This is a genomic window from Burkholderia sp. Ed8, from assembly GCF_040761425.1.
Classification (GTDB): domain Bacteria; phylum Pseudomonadota; class Gammaproteobacteria; order Burkholderiales; family Burkholderiaceae; genus Burkholderia; species Burkholderia seminalis.
Genome location: NZ_CP142885.1, coordinates 717,391 through 742,848 on the forward strand (window position 1 = coordinate 717,391; position 25,458 = coordinate 742,848).

Here is a 25,458-nt window from a genome sequence, read left to right on the forward strand (position 1 = left end):
CGCCGTGGCTGTCCATCGGCCGGCGGCGCCGGAGGTTCGCGCGCCGCGTCGTGCGCGGCGCTACCCCCTGAATACGGAGTGACCATGTACATCCCGGAAGAAGTGCGTGTCGCGCGGCCGGCAAGCCGCCGCGCGCGGACGGCATCGCTGCCGTCAGGGCAGCAACTCGCGCGTCAGCTGCTGACGACGGTACGCGTGGCCGAAGTGCTGCTGCATCAGGCGATCGTCCTGCCGCCCCGGCATCAGTGGTCGGTCGACACCGAACGGGTCGACGCGATCGGCGGCCCGCTCGCGGCGTGGGAGACCTGCGTGATCTGGCGGATCGGCAAGGTATTCGGCGCGACGGTCAGCCCGGCCGCGCGCGTCAACGATCCCGTGCAGGTGGCGGTCGAGATCCGGCTTTATCTGCCTGAGCAGGCGTATGTGGCCGGGCAGCGCGTGAGCGTCTTCGGGCGTCGCCACGGCCATCGGTTCGGTGCGACGCTGTCGGTCGCATCGGGCGCGCAGTGGGGCGGGCGGCGCTCCGAGCACGTGGCGCCGGAACACCGGTACGTGTGCGGCGACACGCTCGAAGCGCTCGTCGATGCGGTCGCCGCGCATGTCAACGCGGCGCTGGGCGCGGCAGGGTTCGGCGCGACGCGCTGATCACGCGTCGCCGGTCTGCCCGGTCTGGCGCTGCAGGTCTTCCATCAGTTGTTCCGCGAGAAAGTCGCACGGCGGCCGCTTCGATTTCGTGCTGCGCGCGAGGATCAGTTCGAGCGGCGGCAGATCGGGCAAGCCGTGCGAGCGGCCGAGCATCGACAGTTGCGCGGGAATCGCGCAGCGCGCGAGCGGCGCGACCGCGAGGCCGGCCTCGACCATGCTGAGCAGCCCGAGCAGGCTCGGGCTTTCATACGACGTGCGGTACGGCACCTTCGCGCGTTCGAGGCTGCGGATCGCGTTCTCGCGCGCGACGCTGCCCGGCATGAACACCGCGATCGGCAAAGGCCGTTCTTCCCATACGCGCGGCCCGTTCGTCATCGCGGCCCACGCCATCGGCTCGTGGCGGATGAAGTCGCCGGTCAGCCCCTTGATGCGCGTGCCGCACACGAGATCGACGGTGCCCTCCTTGATCAGCGGCGCAAGCGCACTGCTCGGCAACCCCATCACCTGGATCTCGACCTTCGGATAGGTCGCCGAAAATTTCTTCAGGACCGACGGCAGCAGCGACGACGCGTAGTCGTCCGGCACGCCGATCACGACCTTGCCGGTCACTTCCGGCCGCACCACGGCCGCCCACGCCTCGTCGCGCAGCGCCAGCATTCGTCTGGCGAATCCCAGCAGCACCTCGCCCTCGCGCGTCAGCACGATGCTGCGCGGCTTGCGCACGAACAGCGGCCGGCCGATCGCGTCCTCCAGGCTCTTGATCTGCATGCTCACGGCAGACTGCGAGCGGTTCACGGCCTCGGCCGCGCGGGTCATGTTGCCGGTCTCCGCGACGGCGACGACGGTGGCCAGCACGTCGTGATCGAGCATCTTCATCGGTATCAGGAAAACTGAACGTAACGATCAACATTATGCGTTTTTATTGTTGATGTGTGTCTGCCATAGTGCGATCACGCTGGCGTCCTGCCCACGGGTGGCGCGGCATTCAGGCCGGTCGACCCGGTGGGCAGCACTGAACGAGGAAGCGTGGTGTATCGATGATCGACCATCCGTTGCGCGCCGCGCTGGCCGCCGAATTGCATGCCAGGCCGTTTCTGCGGCTCGCCGAAGCCGTGTCGCTCACGCACTACGCGATCTACGCGGACGGCCAGCCCGATATCCACGAAACGCTGCTGCACGCGCTGTGCCGCGACACCGGCATTGCCGCGCCGCACGAAGGCGCGACGCACCACGCGGTGCAGTCGCCGTGCGGCTGGCACCTGAAGTGGGAGCGTCACACCGAATTCTCGACTTTCACGTTCGTCGCGCCGCGTCGTGACACCGGCTACTTTGACGATCTCGCGATCGAAGGCATTCCGGCCGCGTGGTTCGCGCGGCTGGCCGGCATCCGTTTCGTCGCGGTGAGGATGGAGCTGCTGTCGGGCGACGCCGCGCGACGCGTGTGCGGCGACCTGCGGCGCTGGATCGACGGGCCCGCGCTCGTCGGCAGCAACGTGCTCGGCGGCGGCAAGGTGTTCTGCGACTGGCACGTGCGCGACGACGGTTTCATGCGTTTTCTCGTCATCGACGAGGATTTCCGCGAGGAGCAGGGCGGCCGCCTGCTGCAGCGCCTGTATGAAATCGAAACGTACCGGATGATGGCCTTGCTCGCGTTGCCTGTCGCGCGCCGGATGAGCCGCGAGCTCGACGAGATCCACGCGGCGCTGCATGCGTTGATGCAGCGGATGGACGCGAGCGGCGCCGACGGCGACGACACGGCGCTGCTCGTCAAGCTCACGCATCTCGCGGTGCGGGTCGAGTCGCTGGCGGGGGCCGGCGCACGCTTCAGTGCGTCGCGCGCGTACGAAAAGCTCGTGCTGGCGCGCATTCAGGAACTGCGCGAAGAGCGGATCGAAGGGATGCCGACGATCGCCGAATTCATGGAGCGGCGCTTCGCGCCGGCGATGGAAACGTGCCGCAGCGTATGGGCGCGCCACGAGCAGATCGCCGCGCGGATCGCCCGCGCGGTCGACCTGCTGCGCACGCGCGTGAACCTCGCGCAGGAAAAGGACGTGACGCGCCTGCTGGCCGGGATGGAGCGCACCGCGCGCAACCAGCTTCATCTGCAGCATGCGGTCGAAGGTCTGTCGGTGGCGGCTATTTCGTACTACGTGCTGTCGCTCGCGACGGCGGCGTTCAAGGCGCTGCACGTGATGAACCTGCCGGTCGATCCGGAGCTGGCGGAAGGCCTGCTGATCGCACCGGTCGTGTTCGCGGTGATCCACATCACGCGGCGCACACGTGCGCAGCTTGCGCGGTCGGAAGCCGCGCATGACGGTGCGCCCGTGCAGGTGACGGCGTTGAAGCGCGTCGGTTAGTTGATCAAGAACACAATCAAGGAAAGGAGTGGAGATGACTTTTTCGCAGAATCAAGCGGGGTTTTACAGCGGTTTCGATGCAGCGTTCGACGAGCCGGCATCGGACGATGCCGGTGTGCCGGAAGCGGCGCGCGTGACGTCGTATCAGGCCGTGCTGCAGGAACCGATGACGTCGCTCGTCGGGAATACGCTCGACCGGCCGGAGGTCGCGGCGGTGGCGATTCTCGGGTACAACTGACGCGATCGTTCGCGCCGATCCGGCGTAGCGCCGGCGTTCATGATCCGGCCGTTCCTGGGCGTGCCGGACGTGGTTCGCCTTCTTTTTTCCCTTTCCCTGCCCCCAGCGCGAGCGCCAGCTCGACGAACGCACGCGCGGCCGCGCTCCGGTACGCGCCCTTGCGCTGCAGCAGCACGGCCGTGCGCCGCAGGACGGCCGGATCGAGCGCGACGGCGACGAGATCGTCATGCCCCGTCGCGATCGTCGCGGGCAGCAGCGTTGCGAGGTTCGTGCGGTGCACGATCTCGATCACCGCACCCAGCGAATTCGCCTCCATCAGCACGCGCGGCTGCACATCGTGCTCGCGGAAATAGCGGTCGATCTGCACGCGTGTCGCGAATTCCGCGGTGAGCAACACGAGCGACGCGTCGTGCAGCGCGCGCTGGCCGGCCTTGCGTTTTCCCGCGAGTGCATGCCGACGGCTCACGACGAGCGCGAGCGTTTCGACCAGCAGTGCCTCTACTGCGATATCCGCCGACTGCACGTCCTCGAATGCGATGCCGACGTCGAGCTCGTCGTCGACGAGCAGCGTCTCGATACGCTCCTGCGACAGCTCGCGCACCGACAGCGTCACGTCCGGATAGCGGCCGTGGAACGCCTCGACGAGCGGCCCGACGAGATAGCTCGTGAAGGTCGGCGTGACCGCGATCCGCAGCGAACCGCGGCTGAGATCCTGCACGTCGTGAATCGCGCGCCGGCCTTCAGCGAGATCGTGCAGCGCCTGCCGTGCGTAGCGGAAATACACGTCGCCGGCATCGGTCAGCCGCGTGACGCGCCCGGTGCGGTCGAACAGTTGCGCGCCGAGCGTCTCCTCGAGCTGGCGGATCTGCTGCGACAGCGCGGGCTGCGACACGTGCAGCGCGGCGGCCGCGCGCGTGAAGCTGCGGTGCTCGGCGACGGCCAGGAAGTAGTTGATATGGCGCAGCAGCATGGCGATTCCTATAAGGCGTACTTATCCGATTGATCATAAATCAGTCTTTTACGTTATTGGAAGCGCGGCGTAACCTGCCCTTCATCGATTCCACCTGCACCGGAGAACACGTGATGAAGGACATCATCGAAGGCTTCCTGAAGTTCCAGCGTGACGCGTATCCGGAACGCGCCGCGCTGTTCCGCGATCTCGCGCGCAGCCAGCACCCGCGTGCGCTGTTCATCTCGTGCTCGGACAGCCGGCTCGTGCCGGAGCTCGTCACGCAGCGCGAACCGGGCGACCTGTTCGTGATCCGCAACGCCGGCAACATCGTGCCGTCGTACGGCCCAGAGCCGGGCGGCGTGTCGGCGTCGGTCGAATATGCGGTCGCCGCGCTGCGCGTGACCGACGTCGTGATCTGCGGTCATTCGGATTGCGGCGCGATGACCGCGATCGCGACCTGTCAGTGCATGGACCACATGCCGGCCGTCGGCCACTGGCTGCGCTATGCCGATTCGGCGCGCGTCGTGAACGAGGCGCGCCCGCATCGCAGCGAACGCGAGCGGATCGACTCGATGGTGCGCGAGAACGTCGTCGCGCAACTCGCCAACCTGAAGACGCACCCCGCCGTGCGGCTCGCGCTCGAAGAAGGACGTCTCGCGCTGCACGGCTGGGTCTACGACATCGAATCGGGCTGTATCGACGCCTACGACGGCGCGGCCGGCCGGTTCGTGTCCCTCGCGGACCACCCCGGTGTCCGCGCGACTCCCGCGACGCTTGCCGCCGCGGCCTGAATCCGGATTGCTCCCACCCCACCACGAGGAATTGCCATGATCCAGTCCCAGCACAGCCAGACTGCCCGCCACGCGCTTGCGGAAACCGTCGTGCTCGCGAAAGCGCGCAAGAACCTGTCGTTCGCCCAGCTCACCGAAGGCACGGGGCTGAGCGAAGCGTTCGTCACCGCCGCGCTGCTCGGCCAGCATGCGCTGCCGGCCGATGCGGCGCGCGTCGTTGCCGACAAGCTCGGCCTCGACGACGATGCGGTACTGCTGCTGCAGACGATCCCGCTGCGCGGCAGCATCGACGATCGCGTGCCGACCGACCCGACGATCTACCGTTTCTACGAAATGCTGCAGGTGTACGGCACGACGCTGAAGGCGCTCGTCCACGAGAAGTTCGGCGACGGCATCATCAGCGCGATCAACTTCCGGCTCGACGTGAAGAAGGTCGACGATCCCGAAGGCGGTTCGCGTGCGGTGATCACGCTCGACGGCAAGTACCTGCCGACCAAGCCGTTCTGACGTTTGCGCGGCGCGGCGGCAGCGGTGCCGCATGCGCCCGACGTGCGCCGGCCGCCGAGGGTGCAGCGGACGCGCGAGCGGCACCGCACGGCCGCCCGAAAGGCGGCGTTCTCGGTGGCGTGAGCGTGTGGCGGCGCGCTATAGTCATGCGACGCCCGCCGCGGGTACCGCGCACCCGGCGGCTTCATTCACGCACGCGTTCGCCCGATGACTACCCCTGCCGACGTCACCCTGCAACTGACCGATACCGAACAACCGGCCGCCCGCCATTTCATCAGCCGCAAGCTCGGCGAATTCAACCGTGCGATGACGGGGCGCGCCGACTCGGCCGCGCTCGACGTCTACGTGACCGATCCCGCGACCGGCGAGATATTGGGCGGCCTGACGGGCCGCACGTCGCTCGGCCTCTTTTTCATCGACCTGTTCTACCTGCCCGAATCGCTGCGCGGCGGCGGATTCGGCAGCCGGCTGCTGCGCGAGGCCGAAGCGGAGGCGAAGCGGCGCGGCTGCGCGCGTGCGGTGCTGTACACGATCTCGTTCCAGGCGCCGGACTTCTACCGGAAGCAGGGCTACGAGACGTTCGGCGAAGTGCCTTGCGATCCCGAAGGCGCGGCGCGCGTGTTCATGGTCAAGGTGCTTTGAGCGCTGCGTGGCGGTGCGGGCTACTTCCTGACGCCTGCCGACATCGCGGACGACCGGCCGGCACAGGCAACGCCCGCATGGCGCGCGTTACCGCCCCGGCGCGGCCCGCTCGACGATCATGTCGTAGAGCGCACGCGCGGCCGGTGACAGTTGCGCGCTCTTGCGCGTGACGAGCACGAGCGTGCGCGACACCGACGGCTCGACGAGCTCGATCGTGCGGATCATCGGATACGCGTTCTTCTGGATCGCGAGTTTCGGCACGACGGCCGCACCGAGCCCTTCCGCGACGAGCCCGAGCGCCGTCGAACTGCGCTGCACTTCGTAGAACGAATGCAGCGACACGCCGCTCGTCTTCAGCGCGCCTTCGAGCAGCCCGCGATTGCCGCTCACCTCGCCGGCGAAGATCAGCGGATGCGGCTGCAGCGCCGCCCAGCGGATGCGCCGGCGCCTCGCGAGCGGATGATCGTCGCGGCACACGAGCACGTAGGGATCGTGCGTGAGCGGCACGCTGACAAGTTCGGGATGCTGGTCGCCGGCGATGCTGATGCCGAATTCGGCTTCGCGCCGCAGCACGGCCTGCAGCACCGACGCCGACGCATGGTCGAGGATCTTCACGCGATCGTGCGGGCGATGCCCGGAGAACGCGCGCAGGATGCGCGGCAGGTATTGCACGCCGACCGTCGGCACGCACGCGATCGTGACGTCGCCGCGCTGGCTCAGGCCCGTCTCGCGGATTTCGGTCAGCGCGTCGGACAACTCGTTCAGCAGCCGGCGCGCTTGCGGCAGAAAGCGCCGGCCGATCTCGGTCAGCGTGGTGCGGCGCGTCGTGCGCTCGACCAGCGCGACGCCGAGATAGGATTCGAGCTTGCGCAGCCGCTGCGTGATCGCCGTTTGCGTGACGTGCAGCGTGTCGGCCGCCTGCCGGAAGCTGCCGCCGTCGGCGATCGCGACGAAAGCCTGGACACCGAGCGTATCGATCTTCATCAGAATTTTGAATCAATAACGATATTAAATTCATTTTACTGAAGGTCGGATACGGTCGCAGAATGCGCTGGATCGGCGGCTGCCCGGATCCCGGCGCGCATGCCGCCTCCGCCCACAAGGAGAATCATCGTGACGACCCCACTCGATCTATACGCAAACCAGTACGTGCGGTTCGAGGACGAACGCACGCGGCCGGTGCGCGACCTGCTGGCCGCCGTGCCGAAGACGCCGATCCGTACCGCGATCGACATCGGCTGCGGGCCCGGCAATTCGACCGAGGCGCTGATGGCACGCGCGCCGGACGCGACGATCCACGGGATCGACGCATCGGCGGACATGATCGCGGCCGCGCGCAAGCGGCTGCCGGCGTTGCGGTTCGATCTCGCTGATGTCGCCACGTGGGACGATCCGGGCGGCTATGACCTGATCCTGTCGAACGCGGTGCTGCAGTGGGTGCCCGCGCACGACACGCTGTTCCCGATGCTCGTCGGCCGGCTCGCGCCGGGCGGCCATCTCGCGGTGCAGATGCCGGACAACCTCGACGAGCCCGCGCACCGGCTGATGCGCGAGGTCGCCGCGGCCGGGCCGTGGGCCGACAAGCTGAAAGGGGCGGCGCGTACCGAGCGGTTCGATGCGCGCTACTACCATGCGCTGCTGTCGCCGCTGTGTTCGCGCGTGGACGTGTGGCGCACGACCTACTATCACCCGCTGCGCGGCGGTGCGGACGCGGTCGTCGAATGGTTCAAGGGCAGTGCGCTGCGGCCGTTCCTTGCCGCGCTCGACGCTGCCGAGCAGCGCGCGTTCCTCGCGCGTTATCGCGACGCGATCGCCGGGCCGGACGGTTATCCGGTACTCGACGACGGCACCGTGCTGCTGCCGTTCCCGCGCCTGTTCATCGTGGCGACTCGGAAGTAATTCGGCCATGACGTGACGGGCGACGGGGCGTCAGCGCACCGGCCGCACCGATGCGGGATCGACCGTGCGGCTCCGAGCGGTCTGCCCGTCGCGCAGGTCCTTGTACCAGAACAGCGCGACTTCCCCGGCGTTCTCGCCGCCTGCATACAGGAAGCGGTCGTGGCCGCCGAGCGTAAAGCCCGCGCGCGCATAAGTGGAGCAGGCCGCGACGTTGTTCGCCTGCGTTTCCAGCCGCATGAAGCCGAACCCGTGATGGCGCGCCCAGGCTTCCGCGGCCGCCAGCAGGAATTGCCCGATACCGAGGCGCCGATGCTCGCGGTCGACGGCCAGTTCGGCGATTTCGGCCATGCCGTTCCAGCGCTCGGCGACCGCGACGAACCCGGCGAACCGCCCGCCGGCGGTCGCGCGAAAGAGCGCTGTCTTGCCCGACGCTTCATCGGCCCAGCCGGCCGGATCGAACCCGTAGTTTTTGCGGCGCGCGGGCAACGCGCGCAGGTCGAGCAAATCCTGATACGGCGCATTCAGCTCCCATGCGATGTCGAACGAGAAGTCGCATTGGTCCAGCTCGTCGGCGGCAAGCGAGATCGCCGGTTCGATGCTGATGTGCTCGGCTCGGTCCATATGTCGGTGTCCTGTCTTCGGCGGAGGGTGTGGTCTCGTTGGTGGCGCGATCGCCGGCGCACCGATGTGCATCGAATCGCGCCCGTTCCCGTTCTTCGTTTTCTGCATCTGCACCATTCGCTGCATGCGAAACCGGTACAGACACGGCTGTGTGCCCGCCTGATTATGCTGGATTTCGGCGTCGTCACGGCGTTGCTGCCGGTGCGATGACGACCGCCGCGCGTCGTGTCTCCCAATCGCGACGGCAGTCGATCGTCAGCGGATGAAAGACGACAGGAAACCGAATGATTGTTTACCGTTTTGAACAACTCGACATGTTCCGTCAAACAGTTTGACGGTCGTGGCGCCGTCAAGCATCGCGTCGTCCACTGCTCCACGAAAGCCGGAAGAGAGGCTGACCTGCATCGCCGGCGCAACGCGGATCGGCCTGCGTCACCCGTTTTTGCCGCGGCGCGCGTCATGCACGCGCGCCGGCCGGAACGTTGAAGCGACGACGAAACGGCCGCGACCTCAGATGCTGATCGCGATGGGGCCTGCCAGCGGCGTATAGCCGTCGTCGAACAGCAGCCACGCATCGTACTGGCCCGATGCAAGCGTGCTGTTCGCGGTCGACGAGAACAGCAGCGAGCCGGTGCTCTTGGGCAGGTACGCCCACGACTTGTAGCCACCCCGGGTCGGTTGCGCGCCGCGCGGATAGATGCCGACCCAGTTCTTCGGGCTGTGGCGCCACGGCGGCACGACGTAGTCGAACCGCAGCGTAGCGTACGACGACCCCTGCGACGCCAGCGCCGCGACGAATTTCCCGTTCGTATTGCCGATCGCCGAATCCGTCAGCAACGTGCCGGATTGCGTCTGCACGCAGCCGGCGATACGGCGCAGGAAGTTCGGATCGTTCGCGTCGCGGATGCTCGCGTCGTACCAGCCGGCGTCGCCGTACCACGTGACCGCCTGCGTCGCACCGGCCGGTACGCTGACCGACTGCGCGCGGTTCATCCCGTACGCATTGTCGACGAGCTGGAACGTCGTCGTGCTCGAACCGGCCGAATTGTCGAGCGTGATCTGCACGTTGCCGTTCTGTACGTCGTAGCAGAGCGACACTTCGCCGGTCGATCCCGCGTTCCCCGCTGCGCCGATGGTGCCGCGGAACGTCTGCAGGAACCCGTTCGGGCCGTAGATCGAATAGTCGTAGCCGCCCGCCGAATTCAGCGCGAGCGAATCCGTGAGGCACGCGCCGGTGCCGGTGCCGATCGTGTACTGCCGCGGCGTCGTGCTCGTGCCGTCGACCCATGCCTGCAGGTGCACGCCGGCCGCACCCGTGTTGGTCATCGTCAGCGCGAGCGTCTTGCCGGAGCGGTTGACGCGGCCCTGGACGAAGAACTCGTACGGCAGCCGGCACGCGGTGTTGCGGCCGGCCGTTTGCGCCGGAACCGCGGTGGTCGTGGCCGGCGGAATCAGCACCGTCGAGCCGTTCGGGTCCATGTTGCTGGCCGCCGCCGGAATCGCCGGAATCGTCTGGTCGGGATTCGCGAAGTCGAACGCCGACGTGAGATCGCCGCACACCGTGCGGCGCCACGGCGTGATGTTGGTCTCCTGCAGCCCGAAGCGCGCTTCCAGAAAACGGATCACCGACGTGTGATCGAAGACCTGCGAGTTGACCTTGCCGCCTTTCGACCACGGCGAGATCACGAACATCGGCACGCGCGGGCCCAGCCCGATCGGGACGTCGCCGCTCGCGGCGCCGTCCGATGCGGCGCCGCTGCCGGCCACGAATTCCGCGGCCGTCGAGACCGTCGACCGGCCGGTGCCGGCGGCGGCGCTCGACGGGACGGCCGGCGGCACGTGGTCGAACAGGCCGTCGTTCTCGTCGTACATCACGACCAGCACGGTGCTGGCCCACACCGCCGGATTCGACGTCAGCGCGTTGAGCACGTTGCTGACATACCATTCGCCGCCGCTCGCGGCCCACGACGGGTGTTCGCAATACGCATAGGGCGCGGCGATCCACGATACCTGCGGCAGCGTGCCGTTCGCGACGTCGGCCCGCAGTTGACTGAACAGACGGGTGTCGTACTCCGTGCCGCCGCCGGTCGGGTCGATCTGCGTGCCGTCGAGCGCCGGCGCGAGCGGATCATTCGCGCCGAGGTTCTGGTACTGCTTGAAGTTCAGGATGACGTTGTCGCCGTAGTTGCCGTTCCACCAGAGATCCTTGCTCGACCCGTTGTATTCGCCGTAGCCGTGGCCGGCATCGAGGCCGTTGCCCTTGTCCTGGTAGAACTTCCACGTGACGCCGGCCGAGTTCAGGCGTTCCGGCATCGTGGTCCAGCCGGTGCCGGTCATCGTGTTCGTCGTGTACGGCGAATAGCCGGCGACGTTGCCGCAGCAGCCGGTCCACAGATACAGGCGGTTCGGGTCGGTCGGGCCGAGCATCGAGCAGTGGTACGCGTCGCATACGGTGAACGCGCTGGCCAGCGCGTAGTAGAACGGGATGTCGTTCTGCGTGAAGTAGTACATCGTGCCGCTGGTCTTCGCGGCGACCCAGTTGTCGTAGCGGCCGTTGTTCCATGCGCTGTGCGTGCCGCTCCAGCTGTGATCGAGGTCGCCGTAGTACGTGTCGCCGTTCGCGACGCCGGAAACGGGCGGCGACGGGTTGAACGGGAACACGTAGGACAGCGTCGATGGCTGGCGCCAGACCGGGTAGCCGCTGGAGATCACGACCGGCCGCGGATCGCCGAAGCCGCGCGCGCCGCGCAGCGTGCCGAGATAGTGGTCGAACGACCGGTTTTCCTGCATCAGGATGACGACGTGCTTGACGTCCTGGATCGTGCCGGTGACGGTGGCGGCCGGAATCGATTGTGCGCGCAGGATGCTTTCGGGCAGCATGCCCGTCACCGCGGTGGCGCCGGCGAGCTTCAGCGCATCGGCGAGGAACTGACGTCGTGTCGTGGGTTTGTTTTGCATGATCGCTCCTTGTCCTGGATGGCGGATGGGGCCGGGGCCGGTCAATGGCACGCGCTTGCGCAGTGCAGGACCGGCGCGGACGCCGAACCCGGTGCCGACGCGCGCGCGGCGGCGACAGTGCCCGCCGCGCCCGGGTCGCCGTCGCCGCAGGCGGCCAGCGCGCACAGCAGCGCGATCATGAAAACGCCGCGCCAGTGCGGAATACGGCTTTCCGCGGGGCGAGGCGGGACGACTTGATTTCGATCCGATTCGAATCGGATTCCTGATTGATCGGGATGGTTGCTGCGTGCTCCGTATTTCATTTCCCCTCCAGACATGAAAATGGACAGCAGAGAATATCGCCCGAATCAGAACAACTTCATGACAGGCCAGCCGCGTTTGCCGGCGACCTGGGAAAGCTTCGAGTCGGGATTGGTCGCGACCGGATGCGTGACGTAGTCGAGCAGCGGCACGTCGTTGATCGAATCGCTGTAGAAGTAGGTCCGTTCGAAATCGGACGGCAGGTAGCCGAGCGATTTCAGCCATGCCGCCGTGCGCACGATCTTGCCTTCCCGGAAACTCGGCACGCCGATGCTGCGCCCGGTGAACCGCCCGGCCGGCGTGCCGTCGTCGGTATCGAGCTCGATGCCGAGCAGGTGCTCGATCCCGAACTCGGCCGCGATCGGCCGTGTGACGAAGACGTTGGTCGCCGTCACGATGCAGCAGAGATCGCCGTTCTCGCGATGCCGGTCGACCAGCGCGCGTGCCTCCGGTGTAATCGCCGGCCGGATCACCTCGTCCATGAACTGCGCATGCCACCGTTCGAGCTGCGCGCGCGAGTAGCGCGTGAGCGGCGCGAGCGTCACGGCGAGATACGCATCCATGTCGAGCGTGCCGGCCGCATAGTGGCCGTAGTGCTCGTCGATCAGCGCCGTGTGCGCGTCGTCCTCCTGCCAGCCGACCCGCGTGATGAAGCGGCTCCAGGCCTGGTCGCTGTCGAGCGGCAGCAGCGTGTGATCGAGGTCGAACAGCGCGAGATTCTTGTGCATGGGCCTTTCCCTGTATGGCGTATTTACGCGCCGATGAGCTTCTCGATCGCGTCCCTGGCGTTTTTCCCGTCGATGGTCGTGACGCCGTCGAGCCACTTCGACAGCACGCCCGGGTTCTTCTTCGCCCATTCCTTCGCGACCGCGACCGGATCGGCGTGATTCATGATCGGCACCATCAGCTGGTTTTCCTCGTCGGTCGTGAATTTCAGGTTGGTCAGCAGCCGGCCGACGTTCGGGCAGCGTTCGAGATAGCCGGGCGTGACGAGCGTGTAGACCTTCGCCGAGCCGTAGTTCGGACCGAACACGGTGTCGCCGCCGTCGAGATACGCGATCTTGTAGTTGATGTTCATCGGATGCGGCTCCCACGCCAGGAACACGATCATCCGGTGTTCCTGCACCGCGCGCGTGACCTGGACGAGCATCCCGGCCTCGCTCGATTCGACCAGCTTGAAGCCGCCGAGCCCGAATTCGTTCCTGTCGATCATCCGCTGGACCAGTGCATTGCCGTTGTTGCCGGCGCCGATCCCGTAGATCTTGCCGTCGAGCTGGTCGCGGAATCTGGCGATGTCGGCGAAGCTCCTGAGGCCCTTGTCCGACGCATACTGCGGCACGGCCAGCGTGTAGCGCGCGCCGACCAGGTTGGGTTGCGGCAGCAGGTGCACGGCGCCGGCATCGACGAACGGCTTCACGGTCGGCGTCATGCTCGGATCCCAGTAGCCGAGGAACGCATCGATCTGCGCCTTCTTCACGCCGGCCAGCACGATCGGCGGCGACGCGATCGTCTTGGTTGCCTCGTAGCCGAGCCCGTCCAGGAGCATCATCGCGACGCCGGTGGTGGCCGCGATGTCGCTCCAGCCCACGTCGCCGAGGGTCACCTTCCTGCAGGTATCGCCCTCGGACGCATGAGCGGGTGCCGTTAAAAATGCCGCCAGCAGCGTCGCAGCCAGCATCCATGCTTTCTTGATCATGATGGTCTCCTAAGCAAGTGTTTCGGATCGTGTTACCTGATTGGTCTGACGATTGATCGTGTGGATCGGATGAAACAAACGAACCTGGGTCTGGCTTTGTCGTTTTGCGTACCGTATATTAGAACGCACAAAATCGCAAGATTGCACAAAAATACAACCCGGCGAACGCGAAGGCGGCCGGGCGAAGCCGGGGCGAGCCGCGCAGCGGTCCGTGCGGTCCGTGCGTCATCAAGTGAATCCGTCAGGAAGGAGTGTTCGAATGATCAGTCAGCTGGAAATCGTTTCCCGCCTGTTGCTGGCGGCCCTGCTCGGCAGCATCGTCGGCATCGAGCGCGAGCGTCTGTCATGGGCGGCCGGGTTGCGCACGCATATGCTGGTGGCCGTGGGCGCCGCGCTGGTGATGATCGTGTCGGCGTTCGGCTTCGCGGATATCCAGGAGGCGAAGAACGTGTCGCTCGACCCGTCGCGGGTCGCCGCGCAGGTCGTATCGGGTATCGGTTTTCTCGGCGCGGGGTCGATCATGTTGCGCGGCGAGATCATCCGCGGGCTGACGACCGCGGCGAGCCTGTGGGTCGTCGCGGCGGTCGGACTGGCGGTGGGCGGCGGCATGTACGTGGCCGCGATCGCCGCGACGGCGATCGTGCTGGCGATCCTGGCCGGGCTGAAGCCGATCGAGAAGCGCTTTTTCGCCGCGCGGCAGCGCTGGGGCGTGCGCATCCTCGCGAGCCGAGGCGCCGTGAAACTGACGTCGCTGCAGTCGATGCCCGGCATCGACCAGGCGCGCATCGTCCAGTTCATCATCGAGCAGGACGACGCGACACCCGACGACGACCGCATCCACGTGGTGTTCTCGAAGATGACGAGCCGCGAATTCCAGGTGGTCCGTCAATCGCTGCAGACCCTCGTCGGCGTCAAAAAAATGGAAGAAAGCGCCGGGTAGACGGCCGTTCGAATAAGATTGACAGACTTTTCCGAGGACATTTCATGTGGCAAGAAGAGCGATACCAGAGGATCCGGCTTCTGTTATCGAAGATGCAGCGCGTGTCCACCGACCGAATCATGGCCGACCTGAACGTGTCGCGCGAAACCGTGCGCCGCGATCTCGTCGACCTCGAGGCGCTCGGTGAACTGAAGCGTGTGCACGGCGGCGCGGTGCAGGTCGGCGACGAAGCGCCGATCGCCGAGCGCGCGCAGACGCACGTGAAGGCGAAGCTGGCGATCGCGCGCGCGGCCGCGCGGCTCGTCACGGGCTCGCAGACGCTGTTCATCGACGCCGGCACGACCACCACGCTGCTGGCCGAGGAACTGGCGAAGTTGTCGGGCCTCACGATCGTCACGAACTCGATCGACGTCGCGCTGAAGATGCGCTCGAGCGACCCGGCGCAAGGCAGGAACGAAACGATCCTGCTCGGCGGGATGATTGGCAGCCGCGCGGCCGCGACGGTCGGCGACGGCACGGTCGCCGAGATCTTCCGCTACCGCGCCGATCTCGCGCTGCTGTCGCCGGTGGGCGTCGATGCCGTTCGCGGCGCGACGAACTACGACCGGATGGAAACCGAGGTGGCGCGCGCGATGGTGAGCAACGCGGCGGACGTGGCGATCCTGGCCGATTTCAGCAAGCTCGGCACGAACAGCCGGATCAGCTTCTGTGAGCCCGCTCGGATCGGCACGCTGGTGACCGACCAGAAGGCGGAATCGGTCGACAGCTACAAGCGCATCAGGAAGGCCGTCGGGAACGTCGTGCTGGCATAGCGCCCGCGGGCAGGGGCGATCGGCTGCCGTCTACGGCCCATGTGGCCCGCCGTTTGCACCCGGACCGCTGTCGGCCGACGACGGCGCGCCGCCGCCGTTCCCGGGCGCCGACCGGCTGCCCGCGCCGCGCTGCGTGAAGCGGCTCGTCGGCATCGTCGCGCGCCTGCCGGGGGCCGGGCGCGGCGTTTTCCGTGCAGGCCATCGTGTATGCTTGCCCGCATCGATCACTCGGCGGACAACATGAAGACTTCGGCACACCCCAAGCCTGAGGTGCGGTTCAGGATGCGTATCCAGCAGGCCGACACGATTGCGCTCGGCCCGGGCAAGGTCGCGCTGCTCGAGGCGGTGCGCGAGCACGGTTCGATTTCGGCGGCGGCGCGCAGCCTGAAGATGTCGTACCGGCGCGCGTGGCTGCTGATGGACGAACTGAACCGTTCGCTGAAATCGCCCGCGACGGTGTCCGAGCATGGCGGGCAGAGCGGCGGCGGCAGCGTGCTGACGCCGGTCGGCGAGGAGATCATCCGCCTTTATCGCGGGATCGAGGCGCGCGCTTACGCGGCGTGCGCGGACGACATCGCCGCGCTCACGAAAATGGTGCGTCGCTGACGGGGGCGTTGTGCCGGCGCTGGCCTACCCGTGCCGCAAGCAGAAGCGTGACGGGTCGCTCGCGGCGCCATCCGGCGCGATGACGTCGCGTGCCCGTGCATCGAGCCGTCCGATCAATTCGACGAAGCTCGCGACGCTGGCGGTCCGCAACGGGTAGTACGCGATGTGGTGGCGTTCGCAGATACGCTTGAGCAGGTTCATCGAATCGTGATCGATGCAGTCGACCGGGAAGACGACCATCTGCGCGCCCGGCAGCGCGGCGGCCAGCAGGCCCTTGCGATCCTCGACGCCGCCGTCGTGCAGCGTCACTTCGCCGCCCGACGCCTCGACGATCCGCCGGATCGCCCGGTTCGAACCGGGCCGCCCGCCGACGTAGACGACGCGCCTGCCCTGCAGCATCGACAGCGCATTCGTCGCCGGGGCGGCCGGGTCGGCCGCCGACGCCTGCACCGCCTGTTCGATCGCGCTCGCCTCCGCGCGCAGCGTCTTTACCATCGCCGTCAGGTCGTCGAGCCGCGCGCGCATCGCGCGGGCGCTCGCCTGTTCCGCGGCGATCCGCTCCTCGGCGGCCTCGCGGCGGCTCGTGTGCAGCGCAAGCCGTTCGTCGCGCGCGGTCAGCGCCTCGCGCAGTTCGTGCACTTCGTCGCGCAACGCGCTTTCGGCGGCCAGCGGCCGCGCGTGGTGGCGGGCGTGGAGCGCGTCCCGTTCCTGCAGTGCTGCGTCGCGCTGCGTGCTCATCTCGTGCAGGCGTGCCTGCTGCCGTTCGAGCTTCGCATGCAATGCCGCGTTCTCTTCCTCCAGCGCGACCAGCCGCCGGATATCGGCGCGATTGGCCGCGCCGACCAGGTGCGACAGCATGTGCAGGTCGCCGAATGCGGCCTGGCGCACGCCCATCGTCGTGCGCGGATGCGTCATCAGTGCCCAGTACGCGGGCGGAATGTCGCCGCGCTTGAGCGATTCCTTCCAGCGCGTGAGCAGTTCGTCCGCGTCCTTTGCGTTGTCGAACGCGCGTATCGCGCCCGCATGGCGTTCGTCGAGCGCCTTGTGCAACGCCTTGGCGCCGGCCGTGCCGTCGATCGCGAGCGCGACGGCCGCGTGATGGATGTCGAGGTCGGTCGCACGCTGCCGGTCGAGGTCGGTGAACTTCGGCACGAGCTTGCGCAGTTCGTGCGTGGTCAGGCAGGTGCCGATGATCGAGCAGTGCAGGTTCGCATCGAGTTCGGACAGGCGCGCGCGGCGCTTCAACTTGGCCTGTTGCGCGCGGGACGGCGCGCAGCACGCGTCGATCCGCGCGCCGGTGGCCGCGGACGGAAGGCCGCCGGACGACGGGAGATCCGCCGTGCGGGCCAGGCGAAAGGGCGGAGCGTGCATGTTGACCTCTATCCGGCACGATCGGACCGGAGACGGATGCGCGAAAGATTTGCGAAATATACCACGGAATATAACGGGAACAATTCCGGGGAAACCATCGGGCGATGCGGGGGATGGTCAGCAGGACAGCGCCGGACGGCAGGGTTGCGGTAGCGCGGCCGGCGCCGCGGGCGAAAGGGGGAGCGATGCCGGCGCGTGGCGCGCCATCACGGATTCGACGCACAGCCCGACGAACAGCACGTCGACGCGCTCGAGCGCGGCAACCGCGTCGCGCATCGCGACCGGGTCGTTGCTGAACGAATCGGAAAACACGTCGTCGCGCGTGCGTTCGAGGCCGCGCGCGTGGCCGATCGCGCGTTCGAGGTCGGGCAGGCGCGTGAAGCGGGCGGCGCGTGCGTCGCGTTCGAGCGTCGCCAGCAGTTCACGAAAGCCCATTGCCGACAACGCTTCGTCCGGCATCGCGCCGGTGTGCGCGGCGGAGAGCATCCGGATGAAACGCACGATGCTGCCGCGCAGGCGCCGGAACGCGTCGACGACATCCGTGACCTGCCGCGCCCGGGTGTCGCTCGACAGCGGCTTGAGTGCGCTGATCTTGCGTGCGAGCGCCTGTTCCCGGGCGGTGCGCGGCGGGGTGCGATCCGTCGACGTGCGGGCCATGCTGCTTCTCCGGGTGGGCAAGGTTTCGATATATTCTACGGAATATATCGAGGACGCAAAAAAAGACGACACCGTGCCGCAAGGCAGGGTGTCGTCAACGGCCTGAACGGCCGCGCTCATCGGTTGACCGTCGCCGGCTGCGGCCGCGCGCGCGTCACGGGCGGACGGCAGGCACGATGCCGGGCGTCTCGCCGACGGTCGTGCGGCCACCGTCGCGAAAGAACGCCTGCTCGGCGGCATTGTTCATGACGAGGATGCTGATGCGGCGATTGGTCGGCTCGTCCGACACGTTCCGGTCGAGCGGCAGCACATCCGCGAGCCCGCGCACCTGCAGCAGCTTCGCTTCCCGCAACCCGCCGGCGACCAGCGCGCGCCGCGCGGCGTTCGCGCGATCGCTGGACAACTCCCAGTTCGAATAGCCGGTCGGGCCGCCGGGATAGGGCGTCGAATCGGTATGGCCGGCGATCGACACGCGGTTGTCGACCTCGTCGAGCGCCGCGCCGACTTGCGCGAGGATCGCGGTCGCATAGCTTTCGGGTTGCGAACTGCCCGACGCGAACATCGGCCGCTTGAGCGAATCGACGATCTCGATGCGCAGGCCCTCGTGGGTGATCGCGATCCGGATCTGGTCCTGGTAGGCGCGCAACGACGGACTCCGTGCGATCGCCGCGGTCAGCTTTGCCTTCAGGCGCTCGAGTTTTTGCGTATCGGCGTTGTCGGCGACGGCTGCGGGCGAGCTGGCCGGCACCGGTGGCGCTTTCGTGTCGATGGCCGGCGCGGGGTCCGACAGGTCGCGGCCGCCACCCTGCACGACGCTCGGGCGCGGCGCCTGGGCGTCTTTCCCGCCGGACAGGAGCGTCGACAGCGGCGTATTGAAGTAGTCCTCGATCCCTTGTTTGTCATACTTCGAGACGGAGCCGAGCAGCCACATCAGCAGGAAGAACGCCATCATCGCCGTGACGAAATCGGCGTACGCGATTTTCCATGCACCGCCGTGGTGGGCGTCATGGTCGCCGCCTTTCTTGCGGCGCACGACGACGCGCGATGCCGAGGCGGGCTGCTTCGACGAACTGGAGCGATGGTCGGCCATGGCGTGTTCCGTTTCCTCGCGTATCCGTTATGCAGCCTTGGGCGACTTGGTCGCGCGGACGGCGTCGTCGAGCTCCTTGAAGCTCGGGCGATCGGCGGTGAACAGCACCTTGCGGCCGAACTCCACCGCAACCGACGGCGCGTAGCCGCTCATCGACGCGAGCAACACGGCCTTCACGCACTGGAACGGCTTGGCCGCGGCACGGCCTTTCGCGTTGAGCAGATCCGCGAGCGGACCGATGAAGCCATAGGAGAGCAGGATGCCGAGGAAGGTGCCGACGAGCGCGCCGGCGATCATCTTGCCGAGCACGGCGGGCGGCGCGCCGACCGAGCCCATCGTATGCACGACACCCATCACCGCGGCGACGATGCCGAACGCCGGCAGGCCGTCGGCCATCTTCTGGATGGCGTTGGCAGCGACCGACGCCTCCGCATGATGCGTATGCAGCTCTTCATCCATCAGGTCCTGCATCTCCAGCACGTTCACGTTGCCGCTCGACATCATCCGCAGGTAATCGACGATGAAGTCGAGCAGGTGATGGTCGGCGAGCACATGCGAATATTTCTGGAACAGCGGGCTTTGTTCGGGCGCATCGACGTCGGCCTCGAGTGCCATCATGCCGTCCTTGCGCGCCTTGTGCAGCAGCTCGTACAGCAGCGCGATCAGTTCGACGTACTGCTGTTTCGTATAGCCGCCGCCCTTGAAGCAGGTCGGCAGGGTCTTGATGGTCTTCTTCAGCGTCGTGACGGGATTGCTGACGACGAACGCGCCCAGCGCGGCGCCGAAAATGCACAGCAGCTCGAACGGCTGCAGCAAGGCAGGCAAATGGCCGCCCACGCCGACAAAACTGCCGATCACCGACCCGATCACGACGATCCATCCGATGGCTACAAACATGATTACCTCGTCCGCGACGTGCGCTGCTGGTTCCGTTGTCGATAAGCGGGCGGGACAGCCCGGCTGTCTCGCTCCATGCCCGCGACGCGATGCCGGTCGGCGGGTGTTGATGCAATAACGGCGCGCGTCGCGGCGGCTGAACCCGTGATTCCACGCATTCCGCGCGATTCGTGCGTGGCACACGTTTGCGGGCGCCGAAGCGCGCGATTTTGTTGATCGAGGTCAAAAAGTACGTGGCGATCGCGCGAGTTTCCGAGTGGAGGCGACCCGGAAACGTCCGCAGCCGAACGGCCTGGCCCGCACGCCGGCAGGGTTTTCATCAGGACATCCAACGCGCTGCACGATCCATCATGGAGAAAGCGCTGTCGCAGCCAACCGCAGGAGGGTGCCCCGTGAATTCCGATTCCACGCCTTCGACCGCCTTCGTGTTCGCCGGCGGCGGCAGTCTGGGCGCGATCGAGGTCGGCATGCTCCGTGAGCTGATCGCGAGCGGCGAACGGCCCGATTGCGTCGTCGGCGCGTCGGCGGGCGCGATCAATGCCGCCTATTTCGCGGGCCGGCCAGACAGGGACGGCGTCGCGATGCTCACCGCGCTGTGGTGCAGCATCCGCCGCCAGGACATCATGCCGTTCTCGATGCGCGGCATCGTCGCGATGCTGCTGCGCAACCGGCCCCATCTGGTCGAGGCCGACGCGCTGCGCCTGCTGCTGGAAAAGAACCTGCCGTACCGGCGGATCGAGCAGGCCGCGCTGCCGCTGCACATCGTCGCGACCGACGTGCTGAGCGGTCGCGAAGTCGTGCTGTCCGCCGGCCCGGTCGTGGATGCCGTGCAGGCCAGCGCGGCGATTCCCGGCGTGTTTCCGTCGGTCCGCATCGGCGGCGTGGAATTGGTCGACGGCGGCGTCGCGAACAATACGCCGATCTCCGTCGCGATCGCGCTCGGCGTCAAGCGGATCGTCGTGCTGCCGGCCGGGTTCGCCTGTGCGTTGCGCGTGCCGCCGCGCAGCGCGATCGCGCATGCGACGCACGCGCTGACGCTCGTGATCGCGCGGCAACTGGTGCGCGATCTGGAGCTGTACGCGGCCCGCGCGCACATCCATGTCGTGCCGCCGCTCTGCCCGCTCGAGGTGTCGTCATACGATTACTCGAAGTGCGCGCAACTGATCGACGCGGCGGCGCAACGCACGCGCATGTGGATCGATGCCGGCGGGCTCGCGCAATGTGCGATTCCCGACCCGCTGCGCGAGCACGATCACGCCGCGGCGCTGTCGCATTGAGGCGCGCTCGCGCGCCGCTCGAACGCGTGACCGGCGCACGCGGGCCGCCGGTCCTCTGCCCGGAAATCCGACGTGTACCTGAAAAAAGCGGCACCGTGCCATCCGCTCCGGTGCCGCCAACGGCCTGAACGGCCGCACGGGTCAGTCGATCGCGCGCATCGCGTGGCGCGGTTCCTGATAGCTGCGCAGCCCGGTGACGCCGAGTTCGCGGCCGATCCCGCTGAGCCCGAAGCCGCCCCAGCACACGTGCGGGTAGATCAGCTGCGGCGCATTGATCCACACGAGCCCCGCCCGCACGCGCTGCTGGAATTGCTTCGCGACGTCGGCATCGCGCGTGACGACGGTCGCGACGAGCCCGTAACGCGTGTCGTTCGCGAGTGCGATCGCTTCGTCGTCGGTGCGGAACGATTTCACGCAGGCGACGGGGCCGAATATTTCGTCGGTCCACAACGGGTTGTCGGCGGCCGGCTCGGCGATCACGACGGGCGCCATGAAAAAGCCTTCGCCGCCGGCCTCCGCGACCCGTCCGCTGAACGCAATGCGTGCGCCCGCGTCGATGCCCTGCTGGAGCATCGCTTCGACGCGCGCACGCTGCGCGGCCGAGATCAGCGGCCCCATCGCGACCTGTTCGTCGGCCGGCGGCGCGACGACGAGTGCGCGCACGGCCGTCTCGAACGCGGTCATGAAGCGGCGGTAGAGGCTGTCGTGCACGAGAATGCGCGCGGTGGCCGAGCACATCTGGCCCGCGTTCGTGAACGCGCCCGCAATCGCGAGCGGTACCGCGACGTCGAGATCCGCATCGTCGCAGACGATCAGCGACGACTTGCCGCCGAGTTCGAGCGTCACGCGCTTCATGTCTTCGGCCGCGGCCCGCATCACCTTGCGGCCGGCCGCCGTGCTGCCGGTAAACGAGATCTTGTCGATCAGCGGATGCGCGGTCAGTGCCGCGCCGACCTCGGCGCCGCCGTTCACGACGTTGACGACGCCGGCCGGCACGCCGGCTTCGGCGACGATGTCGAGCAGCGCGTGCTCGGTCGGCGACGTGAGTTCGGACGGCTTCAGCACGACCGCGCAGCCGGCCGCGAGCGCGGGCGCGAGCTTCCACGCGGTCGTGACCATCGGGAAGTTCCACGGCATCACCAGGGCGGCGACGCCGACCGCGTCGTGGAACCGCTCGGCCGTGACGGCGTCGCTCGGCAGTGCGACGGGCTCGGCCGCGAACAGCGCTCGGTCTTCGCACAGCTTCGCGTAGTACGCGAACGTCGCGGCGACGTCGCCGACGTCGGCGTCGGCCTCGAACGGCGGCTTGCCGCTGACCTGCATCTGCAGCGCGGCCAGCCGGTCGCGTGCGGCTTCGACGCGCTCGGCGATCGTCGCGAGCACGCGGCCGCGCGCGGCGGGCGGCGTGTCGCGCCAGCCGGCGAAGGCGTCGCGCGCGGCGCGCACCGCGGCGTCGACGTGCGCGGGCGTCGCGAATTCCTGCCAGCCGATCGCGTCGCCGGTCGATGCGTTGAAGATCGGCGCGCCGGCCGTATCGGAATGCGTGCGGACCGGCTGGCCGGCGATGCGCGCGGCGGGCAGCACGAACGCGGTTGCGGAACGGGAAAGTTCGGCGATGGACATGGGCGTCATCCTGTCGGTCGGGTTAGCGGTAGGCGACGCCCGGCATCACGCAGAGCATCTCGAACGCGAGGTTCGCGCCCGTGAGCGCGGTGGTGCCGGCCGGATCGTACGGCGGCGACACTTCGACGAGGTCCGCGCCGACGATGTTCAGGCCCTTCATCCCGCGCACGATTTCGAGTCCCTGCTGAATGGTGAGGCCGCCGATTTCCGGCGTGCCGGTGCCGGGCGCGAACGACGGGTCGAGCCCGTCGATGTCGAAGCTCAGGTAGACCGGCGTGTCGCCGACGCGTTCGCGCACCTGCGCCATCAGCGGCACGAGCGACTTGTTCCAGCATTCTTCCGCCTGCACGACGGTGAAGCCCTGCTCGCGGCACCAGTCGAAATCGTCCGCGTGGTAGCCGGTGCCGCGCAGGCCGATCTGCGTGACCTTGTCGCATTGCAGCAGTCCGTCTTCCACCGCGCGGCGGAACGGCGTGCCGTGCGCGATCTTCTCGCCGAACATCGTGTCGTTCACGTCCGCATGCGCATCGATATGCACGACGGCAACCTTGCCGTACTTTTTATGCAGCGCGCGCAGGATCGGCCATGCGATCGTGTGGTCGCCGCCGAGCGTGATCGGCCGGCAGCCGTTCGCGACGATCTCGTCGTAGGCCTCCTCGATGCGGCGCACCGAGTCCTTCAGGTCGTACGGGTTGGTCGCGACGTCGCCGATGTCGGCCACCTGCAGCGAATCGAACGGCGCCGCGCGCGTGGCCATGTTGTACGGGCGCAGCAGCACGGATTCGGTGCGGATCTGGCGCGGGCCGAAGCGCGAGCCCGAGCGGTTCGACGTGCCGAGGTCGAGCGGCACGCCGACGAAGCACACGTCGAGGCCGTCGGTCGTCGCGGCCTGCGGCAGCCGCATCATCGTGGCGATGCCGCCAAAACGCGGCATGTCGTTGCCGCCCATCGGTTGATTGAGTTCGCGGGGCATGGGGCCGTCTCCTTTTTCCAGGGTAAAGCGATCGGCCGATGGTAGAGGAGAACGCCTGCGCGAAGATTTTGAAGTCGCAACGTTTACATCGACGGGTCTCGATGCGAGTGGCGCCGCCGCATCGACGCCGCGCAACCGAAGGCGGCCGCGCGGCCGGCGCGGGCGGCGGGCGGTCAGCGGGAGAGGACGGGCGGCGTGGCGGCGTCGTGCGATCCGGCGGAAGGGAACGCGGTGGTGGCCGAGCCCCACGCGGCGAGTTCGCGTTTGGTCCGCACGCCGAGCTTCGCGAACGCGCGCTTCACGTACGACTCGGCCGACGCGACGCGCACGCCGAGGATGCCGGCGGTCTCGGGCACGGTCTTGCCGGAGAGCAGGTGCTTGCAGGTTTCGTATTCGCGTTTCGACAGCTTCACGCCGTCGGCGGCGATGCGCGCGTCGAACTGCGCGAGCGGATGGATCTCCGGTGTCGGATGCGCGACGCGCCGCACGGCGGTGGTCGACGCGTGGAGTTCGAGCAGCGGGAACAGCACGTCGCTGATGCCGCGGAAGCGGTTCATCTCGGCGAGCGTGAACGGCGGCCGGTCGCGGCCGCGCTCCAGCGCGATCGAGTGCTGCGAATAGCGCGTGCCGCGCGCGAGCACGCATTCGTGGCCGATCTGCACGTCGTCGAACAGCCGCTGACGGAATTCGCCGGGCGGGATCGCCGCGATGTCGCGCACGACGAGCATCGTGCCCGTCTTGCCGCGCAACCCGGCGAACAGCGGGTCGCTGTCGAGAAAGCGCTCGTAGTAGAGCGTCATCACGTCGGAGATTTCATGAGGGGCGGTGCCGATGCCGCTGCTGCCGATCCATTCGCATCGGTAGCCGGTGGGCATCGTGCCGTCGACGCGCGAGCGTTCGACGTGCGCGACGTCGAGCGGCACGACGTCGTTCAGCAGTTGCGTGAGGCGCGGCACGAAGTGAGGCGTGCCGACCGTCTCGATCAGCTCGCCCAGCGCCTTGAACGACACGTTGAAGCGGTCGTTGTCGCGGTGGAAGGGGTTCACGTTGAGCAGCATGCGGTTCCCCGGTGAAAAGCGGCGCGATTGTAGCGTCGGCAACGGAAAACGTCATTAGGGGGAAACACCGTCGGTTGTCCTGCCGACCTGCGCGCCCCCGCAAAACATCGTTTGTCCCCCCTGAAGGGGGGCATACCGGGGCAGTGTAAATGAGTAACTTTGTCTCTGCTTTTTTCAATCAAGAGACGAAAGATTCCGATGACCAAACTGATCAAGGACATCCTGCCGCTGGGCGCAGGCGTGGGCGAATTCACGAAGCTCGACTTCGGGATGGACGAAAGCGACTGGCGCGCGGCCGAAGGCAAGAGCGGCAACTACATCGTCGGCTGGTGGGAAGGCAAGGCCGGCTCGGTGGAGTTTCCGGAAACCGCGGCCGACGAAGCGGTGTGGCTCGTCGAGGGCCGGATCGCGCTGACCGACGTCGAAGGCAACCGCAAGGAATTCACGCCGGGCCAGGGCTACCTGCTGCCGGCCGGCTTCGCGGGCCGCTGGGAGACGATCGAGGACGCGAAGAAGTTCTACGTGCTGCTCGAACAGTCGTGATGTCC

The 25,458-nt window shown here is 67.5% G+C and carries 27 protein-coding genes; 12 read left to right on the forward strand and 15 right to left on the reverse strand.

All coding sequences use genetic code 11. The features are described from left to right. The first annotated feature begins 84 nt into the window (after positions 1–84). Entirely contained in the window at positions 85–645 is a 561-nt protein-coding gene (locus tag VXM69_RS03360) for a hypothetical protein (RefSeq protein WP_034188527.1), read from the forward strand. On the opposite strand, the gene VXM69_RS03365 is transcribed toward VXM69_RS03360, so the two are convergent. After that, positions 646–1,521 carry a LysR family transcriptional regulator gene (locus VXM69_RS03365; protein ID WP_027782171.1) on the reverse strand — a complete coding sequence of 292 codons (876 nt, stop codon included), beginning with the start codon at positions 1,519–1,521 and terminating at the stop codon, positions 646–648. Between the two features lie 161 nt (positions 1,522–1,682). On the opposite strand from VXM69_RS03365, the gene VXM69_RS03370 reads away from it, so the two are divergent. Together VXM69_RS03370 and VXM69_RS03375 are read left to right on the forward strand one after the other, a co-directional pair. Then, a complete protein-coding gene (locus VXM69_RS03370; protein ID WP_034188526.1) occupies positions 1,683–3,002 on the forward strand; it encodes a DUF3422 family protein in 1,320 nt (439 codons plus the stop codon). Positions 3,003–3,036: 34 nt separating this feature from the next. Continuing rightward, positions 3,037–3,240: a hypothetical protein gene (locus VXM69_RS03375; RefSeq protein ID WP_124670156.1), complete on the forward strand. Its 204-nt coding sequence runs from the start codon at positions 3,037–3,039 to the stop codon at positions 3,238–3,240. 37 nt (positions 3,241–3,277) lie between these two features. Here the strand turns inward: VXM69_RS03375 and cynR are convergent, their stop codons facing one another. Beyond that, positions 3,278–4,210, reverse strand: coding sequence for a transcriptional regulator CynR (gene cynR, locus VXM69_RS03380; RefSeq protein WP_367188992.1), 933 nt, complete (start codon positions 4,208–4,210; stop codon positions 3,278–3,280). Between the two features lie 113 nt (positions 4,211–4,323). On the opposite strand from cynR, the gene VXM69_RS03385 reads away from it, so the two are divergent. The 3 genes from VXM69_RS03385 to VXM69_RS03395 all read left to right on the forward strand — a co-directional run bounded on the left by VXM69_RS03385 (position 4,324) and on the right by VXM69_RS03395 (position 6,132). Further along, entirely contained in the window at positions 4,324–4,983 is a 660-nt protein-coding gene (locus tag VXM69_RS03385) for a carbonic anhydrase (protein ID WP_034188523.1), read from the forward strand. A gap of 36 nt (positions 4,984–5,019) precedes the next feature. Then, complete coding sequence (gene cynS / locus VXM69_RS03390) at positions 5,020–5,490, forward strand: cyanase (protein ID WP_047901820.1); 471 nt, start codon at positions 5,020–5,022, stop codon at positions 5,488–5,490. A gap of 207 nt (positions 5,491–5,697) precedes the next feature. Beyond that, on the forward strand, positions 5,698–6,132 hold the full coding sequence (locus tag VXM69_RS03395; protein ID WP_367188993.1) for a GNAT family N-acetyltransferase: 435 nt from the start codon (positions 5,698–5,700) through the stop codon (positions 6,130–6,132). Positions 6,133–6,219: 87 nt separating this feature from the next. On the opposite strand, the gene VXM69_RS03400 is transcribed toward VXM69_RS03395, so the two are convergent. Then, positions 6,220–7,116: a LysR family transcriptional regulator gene (locus VXM69_RS03400; RefSeq protein ID WP_034188520.1), complete on the reverse strand. Its 897-nt coding sequence runs from the start codon at positions 7,114–7,116 to the stop codon at positions 6,220–6,222. A 129-nt stretch (positions 7,117–7,245) separates the two neighbouring features. Here VXM69_RS03400 and tam point away from each other — a divergent pair, with 129 nt between their 5' ends. Next, positions 7,246–8,031: a trans-aconitate 2-methyltransferase gene (gene tam, locus VXM69_RS03405; RefSeq protein ID WP_367188994.1), complete on the forward strand. Its 786-nt coding sequence runs from the start codon at positions 7,246–7,248 to the stop codon at positions 8,029–8,031. Positions 8,032–8,061: 30 nt separating this feature from the next. Here the strand turns inward: tam and VXM69_RS03410 are convergent, their stop codons facing one another. The 5 genes from VXM69_RS03410 to VXM69_RS03430 all read right to left on the reverse strand — a co-directional run bounded on the left by VXM69_RS03410 (position 8,062) and on the right by VXM69_RS03430 (position 13,606). After that, positions 8,062–8,652: a GNAT family N-acetyltransferase gene (locus tag VXM69_RS03410; protein WP_124670154.1), complete on the reverse strand. Its 591-nt coding sequence runs from the start codon at positions 8,650–8,652 to the stop codon at positions 8,062–8,064. A gap of 510 nt (positions 8,653–9,162) precedes the next feature. Further along, entirely contained in the window at positions 9,163–11,610 is a 2,448-nt protein-coding gene (locus tag VXM69_RS03415; protein WP_367188995.1) for a phosphocholine-specific phospholipase C, read from the reverse strand. A gap of 41 nt (positions 11,611–11,651) precedes the next feature. Continuing rightward, positions 11,652–11,789, reverse strand: coding sequence for a hypothetical protein (locus tag VXM69_RS03420; protein WP_226103870.1), 138 nt, complete (start codon positions 11,787–11,789; stop codon positions 11,652–11,654). Positions 11,790–11,957: 168 nt separating this feature from the next. Further along, positions 11,958–12,638 (reverse strand): HAD family phosphatase, encoded by a 681-nt coding sequence (locus VXM69_RS03425; protein WP_034188515.1) that lies wholly within the window; start codon positions 12,636–12,638, stop codon positions 11,958–11,960. A gap of 23 nt (positions 12,639–12,661) precedes the next feature. Beyond that, positions 12,662–13,606, reverse strand: coding sequence for a choline ABC transporter substrate-binding protein (locus VXM69_RS03430; RefSeq protein WP_034188514.1), 945 nt, complete (start codon positions 13,604–13,606; stop codon positions 12,662–12,664). Between the two features lie 259 nt (positions 13,607–13,865). Here VXM69_RS03430 and VXM69_RS03435 point away from each other — a divergent pair, with 259 nt between their 5' ends. The 3 genes from VXM69_RS03435 (at position 13,866) to VXM69_RS03445 (ending at position 15,964) form a co-directional block, all read left to right on the forward strand. Continuing rightward, positions 13,866–14,546: an MgtC/SapB family protein gene (locus VXM69_RS03435; RefSeq protein WP_069704411.1), complete on the forward strand. Its 681-nt coding sequence runs from the start codon at positions 13,866–13,868 to the stop codon at positions 14,544–14,546. A 44-nt stretch (positions 14,547–14,590) separates the two neighbouring features. Beyond that, entirely contained in the window at positions 14,591–15,358 is a 768-nt protein-coding gene (locus VXM69_RS03440) for a DeoR/GlpR family DNA-binding transcription regulator (protein ID WP_034188512.1), read from the forward strand. Between the two features lie 282 nt (positions 15,359–15,640). Then, positions 15,641–15,964, forward strand: coding sequence for a winged helix-turn-helix domain-containing protein (locus tag VXM69_RS03445; RefSeq protein ID WP_034188511.1), 324 nt, complete (start codon positions 15,641–15,643; stop codon positions 15,962–15,964). Between the two features lie 24 nt (positions 15,965–15,988). Here VXM69_RS03445 and VXM69_RS03450 read toward each other — a convergent pair whose 3' ends face one another. The 4 genes from VXM69_RS03450 to motA form a co-directional block, all read right to left on the reverse strand. Continuing rightward, positions 15,989–17,335, reverse strand: coding sequence for a DUF2325 domain-containing protein (locus VXM69_RS03450; protein ID WP_367188996.1), 1,347 nt, complete (start codon positions 17,333–17,335; stop codon positions 15,989–15,991). A 117-nt stretch (positions 17,336–17,452) separates the two neighbouring features. Then, on the reverse strand, positions 17,453–17,992 hold the full coding sequence (locus tag VXM69_RS03455; protein ID WP_367188998.1) for a hypothetical protein: 540 nt from the start codon (positions 17,990–17,992) through the stop codon (positions 17,453–17,455). A 154-nt stretch (positions 17,993–18,146) separates the two neighbouring features. Continuing rightward, entirely contained in the window at positions 18,147–19,082 is a 936-nt protein-coding gene (motB, locus tag VXM69_RS03460; RefSeq protein ID WP_367188999.1) for a flagellar motor protein MotB, read from the reverse strand. Between the two features lie 27 nt (positions 19,083–19,109). After that, positions 19,110–19,979 (reverse strand): flagellar motor stator protein MotA, encoded by an 870-nt coding sequence (gene motA, locus VXM69_RS03465; protein ID WP_034188508.1) that lies wholly within the window; start codon positions 19,977–19,979, stop codon positions 19,110–19,112. Positions 19,980–20,329: 350 nt separating this feature from the next. Between motA and VXM69_RS03470 the strand changes: the two genes are divergently transcribed. Further along, entirely contained in the window at positions 20,330–21,256 is a 927-nt protein-coding gene (locus tag VXM69_RS03470; protein WP_367189221.1) for a patatin-like phospholipase family protein, read from the forward strand. Between the two features lie 141 nt (positions 21,257–21,397). On the opposite strand, the gene VXM69_RS03475 is transcribed toward VXM69_RS03470, so the two are convergent. The 3 genes from VXM69_RS03475 to VXM69_RS03485 form a co-directional block, all read right to left on the reverse strand. Then, positions 21,398–22,879 (reverse strand): aldehyde dehydrogenase family protein, encoded by a 1,482-nt coding sequence (locus VXM69_RS03475; protein ID WP_367189000.1) that lies wholly within the window; start codon positions 22,877–22,879, stop codon positions 21,398–21,400. A gap of 22 nt (positions 22,880–22,901) precedes the next feature. Continuing rightward, positions 22,902–23,852, reverse strand: a complete 951-nt coding sequence (speB, locus tag VXM69_RS03480; RefSeq protein ID WP_034188505.1) for an agmatinase — start codon at positions 23,850–23,852, stop codon at positions 22,902–22,904. Between the two features lie 173 nt (positions 23,853–24,025). After that, positions 24,026–24,910, reverse strand: a complete 885-nt coding sequence (locus VXM69_RS03485) for a helix-turn-helix transcriptional regulator (RefSeq protein WP_034188504.1) — start codon at positions 24,908–24,910, stop codon at positions 24,026–24,028. Positions 24,911–25,108: 198 nt separating this feature from the next. Between VXM69_RS03485 and VXM69_RS03490 the strand changes: the two genes are divergently transcribed. After that, positions 25,109–25,453: a cupin domain-containing protein gene (locus VXM69_RS03490; RefSeq protein ID WP_006484551.1), complete on the forward strand. Its 345-nt coding sequence runs from the start codon at positions 25,109–25,111 to the stop codon at positions 25,451–25,453. Positions 25,454–25,458 lie beyond the last annotated feature (5 nt).